Annotated in this window: 14 protein-coding genes; all 14 read right to left on the bottom strand. The window is 47.3% G+C overall.

Going from position 1 to position 17,239, the window contains the following annotated elements; translation table 11 throughout:
* Positions 1-103 precede the first annotated feature (103 nt).
* Entirely contained in the window at positions 104-1,384 is a 1,281-nt protein-coding gene (gene yycH, locus MKY92_RS30250) for a two-component system activity regulator YycH (protein ID WP_339298691.1), read from the bottom strand.
* A complete protein-coding gene (walK, locus tag MKY92_RS30255; protein WP_339298692.1) occupies positions 1,368-3,218 on the bottom strand; it encodes a cell wall metabolism sensor histidine kinase WalK in 1,851 nt (616 codons plus the stop codon). Before walK ends, yycH begins: the two co-directional genes overlap by 17 nt.
* Entirely contained in the window at positions 3,218-3,940 is a 723-nt protein-coding gene (gene yycF, locus MKY92_RS30260) for a response regulator YycF (protein ID WP_017691453.1), read from the bottom strand. The genes walK and yycF overlap by 1 nt, the downstream gene beginning before the upstream one ends.
* A gap of 247 nt (positions 3,941-4,187) precedes the next feature.
* Positions 4,188-5,720 carry a peptidoglycan DD-metalloendopeptidase family protein gene (locus MKY92_RS30265; protein ID WP_339298693.1) on the bottom strand — a complete coding sequence of 511 codons (1,533 nt, stop codon included), beginning with the start codon at positions 5,718-5,720 and terminating at the stop codon, positions 4,188-4,190.
* Between the two features lie 485 nt (positions 5,721-6,205).
* Positions 6,206-7,015, bottom strand: coding sequence for a class I SAM-dependent methyltransferase (locus tag MKY92_RS30270; RefSeq protein WP_339298694.1), 810 nt, complete (start codon positions 7,013-7,015; stop codon positions 6,206-6,208).
* Between the two features lie 285 nt (positions 7,016-7,300).
* Positions 7,301-8,068 (bottom strand): hypothetical protein, encoded by a 768-nt coding sequence (locus MKY92_RS30275; protein ID WP_339298695.1) that lies wholly within the window; start codon positions 8,066-8,068, stop codon positions 7,301-7,303.
* A 222-nt stretch (positions 8,069-8,290) separates the two neighbouring features.
* The gene (locus tag MKY92_RS30280) at positions 8,291-9,577 is read right to left on the bottom strand and encodes an adenylosuccinate synthase (protein ID WP_036671866.1); all 1,287 of its coding nucleotides are present in this window, start codon (positions 9,575-9,577) and stop codon (positions 8,291-8,293) included.
* Between the two features lie 444 nt (positions 9,578-10,021).
* Positions 10,022-11,383: a replicative DNA helicase gene (gene dnaB / locus MKY92_RS30285; protein WP_036611922.1), complete on the bottom strand. Its 1,362-nt coding sequence runs from the start codon at positions 11,381-11,383 to the stop codon at positions 10,022-10,024.
* A gap of 1 nt (position 11,384) precedes the next feature.
* Entirely contained in the window at positions 11,385-11,828 is a 444-nt protein-coding gene (gene rplI, locus MKY92_RS30290) for a 50S ribosomal protein L9 (protein WP_036611925.1), read from the bottom strand.
* The gene (locus tag MKY92_RS30295) at positions 11,825-13,816 is read right to left on the bottom strand and encodes a DHH family phosphoesterase (RefSeq protein WP_076216655.1); all 1,992 of its coding nucleotides are present in this window, start codon (positions 13,814-13,816) and stop codon (positions 11,825-11,827) included. The genes rplI and MKY92_RS30295 overlap by 4 nt, the downstream gene beginning before the upstream one ends.
* An 11-nt stretch (positions 13,817-13,827) precedes the next feature.
* The gene (locus tag MKY92_RS30300) at positions 13,828-14,739 is read right to left on the bottom strand and encodes a DUF2232 domain-containing protein (RefSeq protein WP_036612044.1); all 912 of its coding nucleotides are present in this window, start codon (positions 14,737-14,739) and stop codon (positions 13,828-13,830) included.
* 5 nt (positions 14,740-14,744) lie between these two features.
* Positions 14,745-15,047, bottom strand: coding sequence for a MazG-like family protein (locus MKY92_RS30305; protein WP_017691445.1), 303 nt, complete (start codon positions 15,045-15,047; stop codon positions 14,745-14,747).
* Between the two features lie 264 nt (positions 15,048-15,311).
* Positions 15,312-15,737 (bottom strand): CBS domain-containing protein, encoded by a 426-nt coding sequence (locus MKY92_RS30310; protein ID WP_091035263.1) that lies wholly within the window; start codon positions 15,735-15,737, stop codon positions 15,312-15,314.
* A gap of 184 nt (positions 15,738-15,921) precedes the next feature.
* The gene (locus tag MKY92_RS30315; RefSeq protein ID WP_339298696.1) at positions 15,922-16,953 is read right to left on the bottom strand and encodes an LCP family protein; all 1,032 of its coding nucleotides are present in this window, start codon (positions 16,951-16,953) and stop codon (positions 15,922-15,924) included.
* Positions 16,954-17,239 lie beyond the last annotated feature (286 nt).

Consider the following 17,239-nt stretch of genomic DNA (forward strand, 5'->3'; position numbering starts at 1 on the left):
AAAGCTTTTGGCTTCGCTTCTCCAGCTTTTTTCTGCCCTCTCCGTTATCGTGTGACCTTACACCTCGCTCGGATATCGAATGACTCCATTACCCTACAACCCATCAAGAAACGGTGGTTTCCTCCCCGTTTCCAAAGCGGATCACCCATACCGGGATCAGCTTAAGTCCGTCCTCAATCGAAGAAGGACGATAAGCCGGGTATACGTCCACGACCTGGCGATTCTCACCTGCGACCTTTTTAATAAGAGCCTTCAGCTTGTCTCCGCCAGGCAACTTTACCGGTTTCTTCGTCTCTGCACCTTCGTTCAGGTATTCCAGCGATCGTTCATAACTGGATACCGTTTCCTGCTGCATCTCCATGCTGATCGTGCCAAAGCGGAACTGCATGGAATCCATAATCGGATAGCTGCCGTAATACTGCTGGAATTCAAGCTGTGTCTTGCTATCGGCGGTCTCCAGCATCATGCGCGACCTGCCTTTCCAGCCGCCATGCTGATTCACAAAATCAACCGCAGACAGTGCATCCTTTGCGGGATCAATCAGTCCCGCAGGCGGTGCCGCTGGATCAGTGTAACTGATCCAGCGCTGCTCTTGCTTCACTTGCAAACTACGTTTACTGTCCGTATAGATCTCCGACCCGTCTTTTTCCCGTATGTTCCGGGTCATGCTTGGATCGAAGAACAGACTGCGCTGCATTTGCTCAACCGTGAACTGCCCTGTTGGCACATCTGCCTCAATCGTCTCCAGAGCTTCGGCCGGGATATAATACCCGCCATCCATCAGCATATATGGCGTCCAGTTCGTACCGAAGTCAACATGCTGCTGCACGTCTTGTACTGTCAGGTCCGCCTGCGTTGCTTCGTATACCACGTCTCCCTTGGCGCTGAAGAACAGCGCATGGGCCTTCGTTTCATTTTTGGACGTATAGATCGAGATTCGGTTAATGGTCTCCCCTTGGAACAAGGAATCCGTCCCAAGCCTCATCACCCGCTGTAACAATGCTACGGGAATACCTTCTTTGAACGATAGCTCAAACCCAGGGTTCTCCTTGCGAATCTGATCCCAGTTCACCGATTGCACACTGCGGCGCTGAAAATCATCGAACGCCCGCCCCTGTAACCGCGAATAGATTAACTGATAGAACGTATTGCCAGGGTAAAATACCGTATGTTTATCCTCACCCAGATGAATAATCATCTGATCGGGGAAAATTAATTCTTCAATATTACGTTCCTGACCCATATTCTCCGTCTTCACATAGTTCGTCTCTGACGTCACAATGGAATCCCCGCCTCCAGGTAAACGGTAGATCAGGAAATAACTCTGCACCAGACTGGCGGCGACAAGGGCAGCAAGCACCAGGGATTTAATCCGTTCCTTCACGGTGCTCACCCCCTTCCTCGCGCATCGGCAGTGTGAACGTTACTGTCGTACCCAAGTCTACCTCAGACTCCAAAGAGATGCTTCCATCATGTGCCTTTACAATTTCCCGGGCAATGGACAGTCCTAGCCCTGTGCCTCCCATACTGCGGGAACGAGCCTTGTCAACCCGATAAAATCGCTCAAAAATGCGATCCAGATCGCGCTGTGGGATACCCATTCCGGTATCCGATACCGAGATGGCAAGTGTATGTTCATCACTGCGTCTAGCTGCAATCGTAATGGTGCCGCCTTCCAATGTATATTTCAGCGCATTGGACACGACATTATCCAGCACCTGATCAATCTGGTCCCGATCCAGCGGAACAGCCGGAATATCATTCTCTACAGACAACACAGGCTGAATATCCTTCTGATGCATCTGAAACGAGAATCGATCCGTCACTTCCTCCAGCATTTCCAGGATATCGGTTGGCTGTTTCCGTAGCAAAGCCTCTTTGGAATCCAGCCGAGATAGATGCAGCAGATCCGTAACCAGTCGTATCATTCGCTCCGTCTCGTTCTGAATAACACCAACGAAACGACCGGCAAGCTGCGGATCTTCCAATGCACCGTCATCCAGTGCTTCCGCGTAACTCTTGATCGTAGTCAGTGGTGTGCGCAGTTCATGGGATACATTGGCTACGAATTCACGCCGGGATGCTTCAAGTTCTTCCTGCTCCGTAACATCCTGAAGTACGGCAATCGTTCCCGTGATTCCCAGTTCACGTCGATGAACCGGTGTGAACGTCATCCGAATGACCACAGGTTCTTCTTGTCCTGCGGGTGCAATTTGCAGCAACGTTGATCCTGTGAAACCACTCGCGAGGGTTTCTGCATCCTCCGGATCAATACCGAGTAATATGGCGAAGTGTCTTCCTTCAATATCTGCAGGATGCATACCCAGAATGCTGCTGGCACGACGGTTTACGAGAATGACTTTACCGTACTCATCCGTAGCCACCACACCATCACTCATATTCGTGAGAATGGAAGTCAACTTCTCCTTCTCCTCTTCATTCTGTGAAAGTGCATCCCGAAGCCTGCTGGTCATATAGTTAAAAGCCCGACTGAGTTGACCAATCTCATCCGTGCCAAATACAGGTGTCTGCTGATCGAAGTTACCTTCTGCGACCGCTGTCGCTCTCCGCGTCACTTCCTTAATCGGCTGCGTAATCGTATGGGACAAGATCACGCCAAGCACCGCCGTTAACACCAAGGCAATCAGAATACCGGAGATAAAGATTTTGTTGATTCCCTCCATCGTGGAATACAGCTCGTTCATGGATGCCGCGATGTAGACCGCACCAATGATCTTGCCGCCGGACAGCACCGGCTTGGCGACGACCTTTTTGCGAACATTATCCTCGTCCACGATATATTCCTCATTGTCCCGAATGCCTTGCAGCGCACGGCTGACAACGGTCTGGGTATTTTTGCGCCCGACATAGTCCGAATGTGAACTTAGCGAGGTCGTCAGTACTTTGCCGCTGGCATCCAGCACCTGAATCTCGGCACCGTTAATGTTGAACAGGTTGTTCACCAACACACGCAGATTTTCCGTTTTGTCCTCGCCAGCCTCTGCTTCTCCACCCGCCATCGTCTCCCCCACGAGAACCGACAGCATTTCCGCACGCGCCTGCAAGTCTTCCGTAAAGTTGCTCGTTAGTGAGTTCTTCATCGCGCTCACAAAATAAACCCCGATCAATTGCATCGCAATCAGAATCAGCAGTACATAGATAATGATCAATTTCGCCTGAATCGTTCGGAAGAACGAAAATCGCGCGAATCGGCCCATTATATCCCCACGCTTTTGGCACTGCGCACGAGATAACCGAGCCCGCGGCGAGTCAGAATCGTTTCCGGTTTGCTCGGATTCTCCTCAATCTTCTCACGCAAACGACGGATCGTGACATCCACGGTACGTACATCGCCGAAATATTCATATCCCCACACCGCTTGCAGCAGATGTTCTCGTGTCATAACCTTGCCGGAATGCTTCGCCATATAATAGAGAAGTTCATACTCACGGTGGGTCAGATCAAGCGGTTCTCCGCCTTTATAAGCCGTATACATGTCCATATCAAAAGCCAGATCAAATAGTCGCATGACCTGCTTCTCTTCGTCTTCGTGCGCTTCTGCCGTAATCGCAAGCTTTTGCCGTCTGCGCATCTGTGCCTTCACCCGTGCAAGCAACTCACGCGTACTGAACGGCTTTGTCACGTAATCATCCGCACCCAGTTCCAATCCGAGCACCTTGTCGATCTCGCCATCTTTGGCGGTAAGCATGATGATTGGCATCTCCAGATGAGCGCGCACCTCACGACAGACATCCATACCGTCCTTGCCCGGGAGCATCAGATCCAGCAGCATCAGATCCGGTTTCTCGGATAACGCCAGTTCAACCGCACGAATGCCATCAAATGCACAGATGACCTCGTACCCCTCTTTTTCCAAATTAAACTTCAGAATGTCCGCGATGGGCTGTTCATCGTCCACCACCAAAATCTTCCCCTGCATCGGCTAAGTTCACCCCTATATCCTGCTTAATCCGCGTTAGCGTTTATATCTCTCTTCTATGTTTAGCTTGTACGAAGCCTGCTTGATTGGTTTCTCTAGTTTGTTGTTTATACTCTCTAGTTTAACATACCTGAAGCACTGTCACATCCCGATCAGGGGCTTGGAAGGTCTTTCATTTGAAAATTTTTTACAGCAGCAAAAAACAAGGCCAGCATTATAGCCAACCTTGCTCTACTTAAGCTCTATATTAGTTCAGATACGTTAACGGATTTTCTACCGTTCCATTCTTAATAATCTCAAAATGCAGATGTGTTCCAGTCGAACGACCCGTGTTGCCCATAACGCCGATACTCTCGCCTTTTTCAACCACTTGTCCAACCTTAACGCCAATGCTGTTCAAATGTCCATATAGTGTTTCGTAACCGTTACGGTGGTTAATAATGATGACATTACCATAACCGCTTTTCTGTCCTGCAAAAGTAATTACACCCTCATCAGACGCTTTCACATCGCGGTTACCTACCAGATCGACACCTTTGTGCTGGCGACCCCAACGTTGTCCAAAGCTGCTACTCATCGTTGCATTTGATACCGGCCAAGCAAATTCACCTGTGCCCTCACCAACAACTTTTGTTCCGCTAAGGACTACTTCAGTTACAGCTGCTTTAATCACTTCCTGACCAAGCCACTCTTCCTGAACCACTTCACCATTTTCTTTGGTTATACGGTACTGCATGCTTTTCAAGCCGCTTTGCCCTGGGCGCACGACTTTTGTTGTACCTGCTTTCAACTCGTCACTTTTGCGCACTTCCACTTGCGGTTTGATCTCAATCTGTTCAACAACCTGCTCAACCGACTTAACGGTTACTGCTGGTTTAGGCACGGTCAGGGTCAGCTCGTCTCCAATTTGAAGCGACGTTTCCTTGATGCCCGGATTATGCTTACGAATCTCGCTTTGTGTAATTTCATACTTGGCAGCGATCGAAGAGATTGTATCTCCTTCACGAACCACATAAGTTACAGGCGCGTCTTTACCAACGGTTAATGCTTTAACCGCCTCGGACACATCCCATATTTTGTTTGGATCAGCCTTCACTACATCCGTCGCAACATCTTCCTTGATGCCTACCGACTTCAGGGTTGTGCTTGGTCCCTCGTCTTTCTTCGAGGAGTTAGCCGATACCGACTTCGTCTTCAGCGAACTTCGCACAGCCGATGCCGATATGTATTTGCTCTGCACTTGTTCCAGGATTGCATCAGCTGTTGCCTGATCCTTCACGATACCAAGGACTTCACCGTCTACCTTGAGCTCTACACCTTTGGCGTAGGCTGTCAGCATGTCACCCAGTTTGTCTAGCGTCTCGTCACTGTTCACTTCAGGTTTGTACGCTCTTACCGTTTCGGTTGTGATGCCATCCGTGTTCAGCACCATCTCTGCATCCGGATATTTATGTTGATATTCCTCAGTTTTGTCTGTAAATAGTTGTTGTAATAGTGCCTCATCCGCAATGGTACCAATCTCGCTACCTTTAACCATTACTTTATAGTACGGTACGGTGTTTGCAGTAACATATTGTTTGCCTGCGAACCCGAGCGATGCTGCGATGAATACACCACATGCTGCTGTAATGATCCATTTGCGCGAGGCCAGAACGCGCTTCTTATTCACACTGAAGGTGGACATGCTCATGTTGTTTTTGTCTTCGGCCGTCCGGTGTTCCCCGGATTGTTCGTGTACCCGGTCTTTGCCCGGTTGGCGTATGCCTCTGAAACCTTTCATGATTCTCTCCTTTTCAGCACTTCTCAGTTCGCATTTCTGTCAAGACATCACCATCGTGTCCGTCCCATGCTCGTTGATACTTGTATTGGTTGTCCGCAAAATCGGACTTTAGCTGCGCTCTCAAAAGTGTCAAAATTTTAACCTTTTATCACACCCGTATACTTTAACACAGGTTTTACACTCATTTCAACTCTACACGTCACACCGCAAAGCCACGCCACGCTTGGTTTCCCTGTATTATCCATAAGGTAGTATGGCTGATCCATCACCCATTATGCCTCAACATCCGCTGTACTATGTACTTTTGTTCGCAAATTAAGACTAGGTTCTAAGACCCAGTGAAATATGCTTTATTTTTCATAAAAATACAAATAAAATCCCTCACCAGATCAACTCTGATAAGGGATTTCGTAAACAACCTGTTTGTGGTTTATTTTTAAACTGGATTTCATCTCATGTCACAATAGAAATTAACTTTCATGTCTCTATTCTTTGACTGCAAGAATTACAAATCGCTTCTGCTGTATTTCCCAGAATCCATTTTGCTCCATCTCCATATGAATATCCATTAACGGCTGACGGAACTGTTCTACCTTGAAATCAGGTACTTGCCACGGGATGGTCTTCAGATAATAGACCAATGCGCCTATATCATAGAAACGCTGCGCGGGAGTTGCTTCCCGTTGCTCTAGAATACGGAATCCACACTGTTCCAGCTGAAGAACAGCACGATCCAGCTCCCATCCAGCGTAATCCGCTGGCATAGGAATGCCAAGCCGCTCATTGATCTCCCTGCAGTCTGACCAACCTACCTGTTGAGTTAGAAACAGTCCACCTACCGATAGAATCCGCCTAACTTCCTGCTCATCATACGACTCATGCCGATTAAGAATCAGATCAAATTCCCCATCTGCGAAAGGAAGTTGCGAATCATCAGTCACTGGAAGCACCTTCACACCGAGCGGCTGTAAACGTTCCTCTGCAATCGGTATATTGGGGAGATATCCTTCCGTCGCACATGTGTACGAAGGAAGTGGAAGGAGCCTGGACAACATTTCTCCTCCTCCGGTACCCATGTCGAGCATTCGTTCTGTCTGATTCAACAATCGGCGCGCCATCGTTCCATAGGACCAAGGCAACATTCCGCTCTGGAGTCTGTCACTCCCGGTTACATAGCTAAAATCCCAGCCACTAAACGGTTGCTCCACCTCTTGCAGCCCTTGCTCGTATCGCTCTTTTGTTGCCTCGGCAAACTTTTTTACTGATGGTTCTGAATTAGAATGATATAAGTTCATGTTCAATACAACCTCCAATTAGTGTATTCATAAACAAAAGTCCATCGGTTACTCTTGAAAGCACCTATGAACGGAGGTCCACGAATTGGACTGGAGGTTTCTGCAATGTTGCCTAAACGTTTTTATATGTCGTGTTCTTTACCTTTATATTTCATACACTGTTCCCTCCTATAGGCATTTCCATTATTTATTTAAATAAATTATATTTAATCATCCTCGACAAGTCCATTACATTATGAATCAGGCGATGCCCGTCTATGAGCACGCCTGCTTTACCTTCCAATCTTACTCCGTTTGCAGTACTTCCATCAGGTTGTCGTACTCTTCACTGGTCAGGTACTTCGAGATCACCTGTTCAATCTCACGTAATTCCTGTTCCGTCAGGCCACCTTCCATGGCGCCTGAGATCTGCTGCATTTCTTTCTGCGGCAGCTTGTTCATTAGCAGGCTGAAGATTTTTTCTTTCTCCTCTGCTGGCAGCTTGTCCTTCGCTCCTGTAATGTCATCCGGTGATACAACAATGGCATCATTGCCTGAAGAAGCACCGTCGCTGGCCGCTCCGGTTCCATTGTCTGAAGTTGAACCACTACCCTGATCTGTTCCTGAGTCATTACCCGTGCCCGTATCCGTCCCATTGCCTGCACTTGTGCCTGAGTTTGATCCTACGGTCATATCTGTACCTGAACCTTCCCCTGTGCCCTCATTTGAGCCGCTCCCTTGGGACGCATTATTGCCTGCATCTACGCCAGATTGACCACTCTCTGTCCCATTCCCCATAACTGAAACAGCATCTTCCGGAACCTGCTCTTCGTCCGCTCCTGTCGGCTGGTCTGTCGTCCCATTTCCTGATTTGTTCCCTTCACTGGTTTTACCGCCCAAGGCACCTTGGAACATGGCGGTTAACCCCATGGGTTGACCTTCCCACTGAATATTGAAACTCGCGAGTAGCGACTTCGCATATGACTGTACAATTAATCCGGTCGTGAGCAGTGTCAGTGAACTGACCAGCAACACGGTTAGCACGATTTTAACAAACCACACAAGCAACTTCATTCCGTTCTCTCCCTCCAATTATCCCACCCGTCTAACATGCACATGTCCGGGTCTGTGACTCTACTGTTAACCAGTATTGACGGAAATCTCGGGATTATATCCGAAAAACATACAAAAAACCTCCAGTCATCGCTATAAAAGCAACAACTGGAGGCTTAACATGCCTAAGTCGGCAGAGGATTCTATTTAATAATTCAAGAAACAATCTCTCTATTTCTTCGATTACTCGTAGATTGGAAGAACTTGATTCGTTTGCTCACGGTTACGACCAACGGAGAAGATGGCAATTGGAATGCCTGTCAGTTCGGAAACACGTTTTACATAATTCTGTGTGTTCACTGGCAGGTCTTCAAGTTTCTTCGCTCCAGTGATATCTTCGCTCCAGCCTGGCATCTCTTCGTATACCGCTTCACATTCTGCCAGCATTTTGAGGCTTGCCGGATAGTGTGTGATAACCTCGCCGCGGAATTTGTATCCTGTGCAGATTTTTACGGTTTCCAGACCTGTCATTACGTCCAGAGAGTTCAGGGACAGACCTGTGATTCCACTGACACGACGCGCGTGGCGAACAACAACACTATCGAACCAACCTACACGACGTGGACGTCCAGTTACCGTACCATACTCATGTCCAGTCTCACGGATTTGGTCGCCGATTGCATCATGTAATTCCGTAGGGAATGGGCCATCTCCTACACGGGTTGTGTAAGCTTTCGCTACCCCAATGACTTGTTGAATACGAGCCGGGCCTACGCCAGAACCGATACATACGCCACCTGCGGACGGATTGGATGATGTAACAAATGGATAAGTTCCTTGATCAAGGTCCAACATAACGCCTTGTGCACCTTCAAACAATACTTTTTTGTCCTCATCAATATATTCGTTCAGAACAACAGATGTATCACGTACGTAAGGACGCAGAATTTCAGCATATCCGAGGTAATCTTGCAGAATTTCTTCCACATCAACAGGCTGGCCGCCATAGACTTGCTCGATGACACGGTTCTTTTCTTTGACCAGATGACGCAGTTTCAGTTCGAAATCTTCAGCATCCAGCAGGTCAACCATCCGAATACCAATACGAGCTGATTTGTCCATGTAACATGGGCCAATTCCTTTGCCAGTCGTACCAATTTTGTTCGGACCTTTGCTCTCTTCTTCCAGTGCATCCAATACCATGTGATATGGCAGGATGATATGTGCGCGCTCACTGATGGACAGGTTCTTCGTTGTAAAATCATTGTCATGAATATAATTAATTTCTTCGATGAGTGCCTTTGGGTTGATAACCATTCCGTTACCAATAACACACGCTTTATCTGTGTAGAAAATCCCTGATGGAATCATCGTCAGTTTATATTTTTTGTTATCAATCAGAATTGTATGACCCGCATTGTTACCACCTTGATAACGAGCCACCACATCAGCGCTCTCCGCCAAATAATCCGTGATTTTACCTTTTCCTTCGTCTCCCCATTGCGTTCCCACTACAACTACCGTTGACATAGTTAACATTCCTCCGTGGGTGCCTTGCGCACCTTTGTATTGGTCTGTCCGTCCTCTATCCCGGCAGGCATGTTACGCAATAAACCGACTGAGAAGCGTGCTAACGGACAGTAAAAATGTCCTTCCGTTACATTCAAGGGAAGGTTTGTGCTGCTTTAACGCAGCAGTATTAGTGTACCAGTACCCTTTTTCAAAGTCAAATCAAATGGCGAACAATTAGATATAGTACAACCGTAATGTTCGGGATTTACCCACTATTTCAACACAAAAAACCGGTGACTACAGTCCAAGCTTGCTTGACTGCTATCACCGGTTCAAGGATACCCATTTCAGTATAATCTATATCTGGTATTTATAAGACATATTTGAGTTTAGTTGCTCTAATGGTTGATCTTCGGGACAGACGATTTTGGCTTCTGGATCGAAGCCGTCAGCACCTGCCCATTACATCGCGAAGGCATCATTGTGTGCCCTCTCGTAATTGACGAATTTATTAAAGTTTTTCAGGAAGACCAGTTCTACCGTACCTACCGGACCGTTACGCTGTTTAGCGATAATGATCTCAATAATATTTTTCTTCTCGGTCTCCTGGTTATAGTAGTCATCCCGATACAGGAACGCTACGATGTCGGCATCTTGCTCGATCGAACCCGATTCCCGCAAGTCACTCATCATCGGACGTTTGTCCTGACGTTGCTCTACACCCCGGCTCAGCTGGGACAAGGCAATAACTGGAACTTCCAGTTCCCGGCCAATCTGTTTCAGTGTACGTGAAATCTCGGATACCTCTTGTTGACGGTTCTCCCCTGCTTTACCACGTCCACTAATCAGTTGAAGATAGTCGATGAGGATCATGCCAAGGCCTTTCTCTTTCTTCAGGCGACGGCATTTGGCACGAATATCCGCTACGGTAATCCCTGGCGTATCATCTATGAAGATATTCGCTTCTGACAAAGCTGCAATACCCATCGTCAGCTTCTGCCAGTCCTCATCACCCTTGAAGTCACCCATACGCATTACGCTGGCATCCAGGTTGGCTTCCGCACAGATCATACGTTGTACCAGCTGGGCGGCTGACATCTCCAGACTGAAGATGGCTACCGTCTCCTGTGCACGAATGGCAACGTTCTGAGCGATATTCAGGGCAAAGGCCGTCTTACCTACGGAAGGACGGGCAGCTACAATGATCAAGTCACTGCGCTGGAATCCGGCAGTCATTTTGTCCAGATCGATGAACCCGGACGGAATACCTGTTGTTGTACCCTTATTCTGATGAAGTGTTTCCACGCGATCGAATACTTCCATCAGTACGTCCTGTATGGCTATAAAACCACTACTGGAGCGACGGTTGGAGATCTCCAGAATGCGACGTTCAGCTTCTCCGAGCATCGCTGCAACATCTTCTCCGCCTGTATATCCTTCGCTCACGATCTGTGTTGCCGTACGAATCAGGCGACGCAGCATCGATTTCTCTTCAATAATCTGAGCGTAATAGTCTACGTTCGCGGCTGTAGGTACACCATGGGCTAGCTTAGCCAGATAACTAACGCCCCCGATGTCCTCCAACTCACCTTTATCCTTTAGAAGCGAAGTCAGTGTAACAAGGTCAATCGGTTGATTTCCCTCACCAAGCTGGATCATCGCTTCAAAGATTAATTGATGGGGTTTATCATAGAAATCCTCGGTTTGCACCCGTTCCATCGCTGTAATCAGGGCCTCGCCCTGCAACAGGATTGCACCCAGCACGGCCTGTTCGGCTTCCAGGTTCTGCGGGGGAATCCGGTCGAATAACATTTCTCCGCCCATCTTACTCTTCCGTTACCTGTACCTTCAAGGTTGCCTTCACTTCAGGGTGAACCTTGACAGTTACTTGTGTTACGCCGAGTGTACGAATAGGCTCGTCCAGCTCAATTTTGCGTTTGTCTACTTTCAGACCCTTTTTAGACAAAGCTTCTGCGATCTGTTTGCTGGTAATGGCACCAAATAGACGACCACCTTCGCCGGACTTCGCTTTCAGTTCAGTCACTTCTGCTTCCAGCTTTTTCGCAAGTGCTTCCGCTTCCGCTTTCTCTTCCTGTTTGAGTCTTTCTTCAGCCGCCTTCTGGTTGTCCAGTGTCTTCATGTTGCCGTCCGTTGCCAGACGTGCGATTCCCCGTGGCAATAGGAAGTTCTGTGCGTAACCCTCAGATACTTCTTTCACTTGCCCTTTCTTGCCTTGACCCTTCATATCTTTTATAAAAATGACTTTCATTCGAACAGCCCCTCTTCCTTTTCGATTTCAGCCAGTACGTTCGTCAGCCGTTTTTCTGCCTCTCCAAGCGTTCCTTCAAGCTGCACGGCAGCATTCGTCAAATGTCCGCCACCGCCCAGTCGTTCCATGACAACCTGAACATTCATGCGCCCCAGCGATCTCGCGCTGATGCCAATCAGTCCATCCGGACGCTCACTAATCACAAATGATGCGACCACGTCAGTCATGTTCAGCAATGTGTCCGCCACTTGGGCGATCATCATCTGTGAAATCTTGCTGCCAGGGTCGGTGACCGCCAGCGCAATGTTTCCATATACCATTTTAGCATGCTTTATGATTTCTGCCTTAGCAATATATTCTGACAGATCCTCTTTCATCAACCGCTGGATCATAATGGTGTCCGCACCGCTACGGCGCAAGAAGCCTGCCGCTTCGAACGTTCTGGACCCCGTGTGCAGTGCAAAATGCTTCGTATCCACCGTAATTCCGGCAAGTAGAGCCGTAGCTTCTAGCGGAGTGAATTGTACCTTATCATGAATGTATTGCAAGAGTTCGGTTACCAATTCGGCAGCAGAAGACGCATAAGGTTCCAGATAGATCAACACTGCATCATTGATGAACTCTTCACCCCGGCGATGGTGATCCACAACGACGACACGGGTAGCAGACTGTACCAGTTTTGGCTCCATGGTCATGGAGGCCTTATGAGTATCCACCACCACCAGTAACGTGTGCTCGGTCATCATCTGGGTTGCCTGTTCCGGTGATACAAATGCTTTGGACAACTTCTCGTCCTTGTTCACTTGCTCCATCATGCGTTCAATCGATGGATTAATTCCATCCAGGACAATTCGTGCTTCCACATTGTACAGACTGGCCGCTTTCCACACTCCGATGGATGCGCCGATCGCGTCCATATCCGGAATTTTGTGCCCCATGATGAGCACCCGATCGCTCTCCTGCATAAGATCACGCAGCGCGTGCGCAATAACGCGGGCTCTTACCCGTGTGCGTTTCTCCACTGCGTTAGACTTACCGCCATAGAAAGACAGGCGTTGTCCGGACTTCACGGCAGCCTGATCACCACCACGTCCAAGTGCCATGTCCAGACTGGACTGTGCCAGTTCTCCCATCTCACTGATGCTATCCGATCCAAACGCCAGTCCAACACTGAGTGTCATTGGCACTTTGAGGTCAGCAGTCATCTCCCGAACCTCATCCAAAATGACAAATCGGCTCTGCTCCAGTTCCTGCAAAGACTTATGATTCAGCATCAACAGATAACGATCAGAAGACAGACGGCGCAGGTACACTTCGTACCGCTTGGCCCAAGACGTAATTTCGCTGGTCACTCGAGCAATCAGCGCTGTACGCTGTTGATCGTCCATGCCTTGGGCAGCTTCGTCCAGATTATCCAGAACGAGAATTCCCAATGCAAGGCGTTCATTTTCATATTTATCACGAAGAATGGCTAGCTCCGTAATCTCGTATACATATACATACCGCTCCTGCGGGTTATGAATAACTCCATAATGCCGATCATCCAACTGGAATTCGTCATGCAACTCCTTGGATGAATGTTCCTTCGTCCCATCCTTCTTCTCTTTAGGCTGAGGAAGTTTGGGAAACATATTAAGTAGCGGATTACCCACCATTGTCTTCTCCTGGAACATCTCCGCGACAAAGCGGTTATGCCACTCTACCGTACGATCTTCGCTGTACAGCACAATTCCGAATGGAAGCATGCTGACCGCTTCCCCCTCCATCCGTTTGATCCGAATAGATAGGCCATTAATGTAGTCGTTAAGCTCACGGCGGAACGCGAGCTCCGCCTTAATCATGACGATTCCCAGCGCCGAAGCCAGTATCAGACTAATCAAACCAAGCGTCCAGTTATAAATGGTAACGAACATAACGAGCAACAGCAGCAGTATGAACGCCCATACGGTATAGTAGCCGTGCCAGCGTTTCTTCAGAAATTTAGGCATGACTCATCACCCTATCGTTTTGATTTCGATATTGCCTCACGAAGCGGGAACGCCAGATCGATAATTCCGATAATCCGAAGCGGACCAATGAAGAAGACCGCAGCCGCCAGGAAATATGGTATAACCGGATTCCATTTCTTTGTATGTGAGAGAAAGAAGAAGAAACCGATCGCTTGAATCATGAAGCCCAGATTAATTAACGGGGACAGATTCATGGCAATCATGGTCCAGTATGTTCCATCACTTTGTCTGGAAATCACTTCGATCAACAGTGCAAGGAAATAATACCAGATCAACGCACGCGGCATACGCCATTCTCTCGCTGGTGGCAACTTCGATACCACCACACCCATCACGTTCAGAATCGGACGAGCAATGGCGTGTGTAATGAAAGCCATTACCATCGATGTGACAACGAGAGCAAATGGAATCATAAGCTGTGTTTGTTTGGCAACATCCTCGGTCATCTCAGGTGTCCATGCAAACCCGTTGATCATCTGATTCGATGTATTGGTTAACGGTTCAATGGTCAATTTGACCACATCTTCAATATAACTGGACAGGTCGAATTGGAAAATGACACTGCCGACCAAGAGCAACAACAAGTATTCTGCCAACATCATGCCACTTCCCGCCATCAGAGCGAACAGGGCCGATTTGCGTGTTTTATACGCGTGACCCATAACGATCGCAGGCAGGGTAAAGATGAGCAATAGTAACAGATAGATGGGGTGGAATACGACCAAAATAACAGCTACGGGCACGAGATGCCATATAAATGATTTTAAAGATAATGAAGCATACAAAATAACTCCCGGAATCATCATAAAAAATATGGCAAGTACCGATAAAGGAGTTAACAGCGAAAGTAGCAAGAGCAGATAGACTGCGCTCCAAACAGCTGATTTAAAGCTAAATTTCAACAAATTCACCTCTTACGCATATGATCTTCTAGCGCGGAAATATCCTGGTACCAGTCTTCAAGCTGGTGACCTTCCTGTTTATGCTTTTTCAACTTCTCAACTAGCAGTGCATCCAGATCCTTGAAAGGAATACCGAGCCTGCGGCCCAATATGTAACTACTCATAATCAAACTGGCAAGACTGTCCCCGATTCGAGTTGTACTGCCTTCCCATAACGCCTTGAATAATCGGGATACCTGATCAAGCACTTCGGTTTTCAGCCATTCAATCACTTTAGCGCGTTTGGCTACATCCAGTTCTTTAGGCATTTGGCGAAAGTCACTCTCCCCCGAAAAAGCTTTATTCTCGATTATAGCATAAAAAGAGGGCCCGCAAAATTACCCCAAAAAGCGGAGAAGTTCTCCGAAACTGATGTCAGGTACTTATGCGGAGTCCTCCGTACATCCTAGCGACCTATATATTTGTAAAAAACTTCGAATGCGTCCCTGATTCAGGACTTCTTAAGTTTAACATGATACCGGACGGCTGTGATTATCCCTAATGACACAATAATGTTTAAATTCGTAACCACCTTACTTAGCCTTGATCGATTCTTTGGCTACAATGCCCTCACAGTACTCAATAATCTGACTCCGTCTGACAATACCAATGAACCGATCCATATCATCGACCACAGGAACAAAGTTCTGAACTTTAGCCAGATTAATCAGGTCCTCCATGTTGGCGTCAATGGATACGGGTTTAATATCCAAGCGAAGTGGAACGTCCTTGAGCAAGAACTTTGAAGCGTTTTCAAATGAAATCTTTCCCTCGGCATTCTTCATATACCACAGTAAGTCGCCTTCGGTAACGGTACCAATATATTTGCCTTCTTTATTCAAAATGGGTACCGCCGTAAAACGATGATATTCCATCCGTTCCAACGTTTGCCGCAGCGTAGAATCCGACGTCACACACGTAACCTCTTGTTTGGGTAGCAAAAAAAATGCGATGTTCATACCCTTGTGTATCCTCCTTGTGAATTTCTTCGTTCAACTTATCTCGCTCAACTTATATTATACGGATCAGAACGCAGGATGTTCCAAAAGGATAATAGTTCTCAGTACAAAGAAAAAAAACAGCAGCCCGCGAATAAACGTACTGCTGATTGTGGTCTACAACACATCATTGGTATGGAATTGGTTATTCAATCTTTTGCCGGTCAGGGATCATTACTTCACCAGCTGGGGTCGATTGATCCATCCAGTTGTTAATCAGCTCTTTGGCATATTGGACATCTTTCTCGTCAGCCTGACCATAATAGATACCGTCCTTTTTCATCCCCTCACCCAGAATGGTGAAGCTTGAAATCTGCGGTTTCTCCTGAGTAAGCACTTGTTTAGCCAGATCAATAATGAAAGAAGCTCGCATATCCGTCTGGAAGCTATCTCCCATGATCTGAATCAATTCCGGAATTTTGGCGATTTGATTCAAATTCAGCATCTCATTCGCCATCGAGTTCAGGAAAATCTGCTGCCGCTTGGTACGATTAAAATCGCTATCCTCACGGTATCTTACATAATACAGTGCTTCCTGCCCGTCATAGATCGGCTTACCGCCTTCAATCGTGAATTGCACATGATCCGGGTTCTTGTTCACAATGTCCTCATCAATTGGCAGTTTTACGCCACCAAGCGCATCAACCACTTTTTTGATTCCGTCGAAGTTGATCGTTGCATAATAACCCACATCAGCATCAAGAAATTTCTCCACCGTATTGATGGACATATTCTCCCCACCAAAAGCATAGGCATGCGCCAACTTATCATAATCATCTTCGCCGTCCTTGTTCGCATCCCGTCCTACAATCTGCACATACGTATCACGTGGAATGGATACCAGAAGCACACGGGATTCCTTGGGACGTACTACAGCATAGATAACGGTATCCGAACGTCCACGCGTTTTCTCATAGGCGCGTTTGTCCGAACCAAGCAGTAATACGGAGAATGGTTCCTTACGGTATACCGTTGGATCAGGCGTGTTATTGCCTTCTTGCGGTACATAAGAGCGGGATAACTGATCTTCTACCGAACCGGCGAGAAACAGATCAAATGCCGCTACAGCCAGTTGCTGACGGAACAAATAACCTCCGATTAACAAAACAACAAGTGAAACGAGCGTTATATATAGGCCTTTTCTTCTTTTCTTCTTATCTTTAGTTCTGCTTTTCATCCATTAATTCCTTCTTCACTATCGAAATGATACTGCCTGATATATAAGTTTCATCTAATATTTACACTAATAACGGAGAGGTCAGAAAAAACCTGAAGAAGCGTAGCGCTCGCCTTTATCACCGGATTTTTACCTTTTGAATAAGGTAATTTTAAAAAATCTGGGGATAACAGCGATCGGAAGGTTATTCTGAACTCGCAGTGATAAGTGTAACGATTCGTTCAACTTATATAATACCAATTAAACGTCTGGGTTGCCTTGTGACTCGGTGTCCTTCTGAAGTTTT

The organism is Paenibacillus sp. FSL R5-0623 (genome assembly GCF_037974265.1).
Classification (GTDB): Bacteria; Bacillota; Bacilli; order Paenibacillales; family Paenibacillaceae; genus Paenibacillus.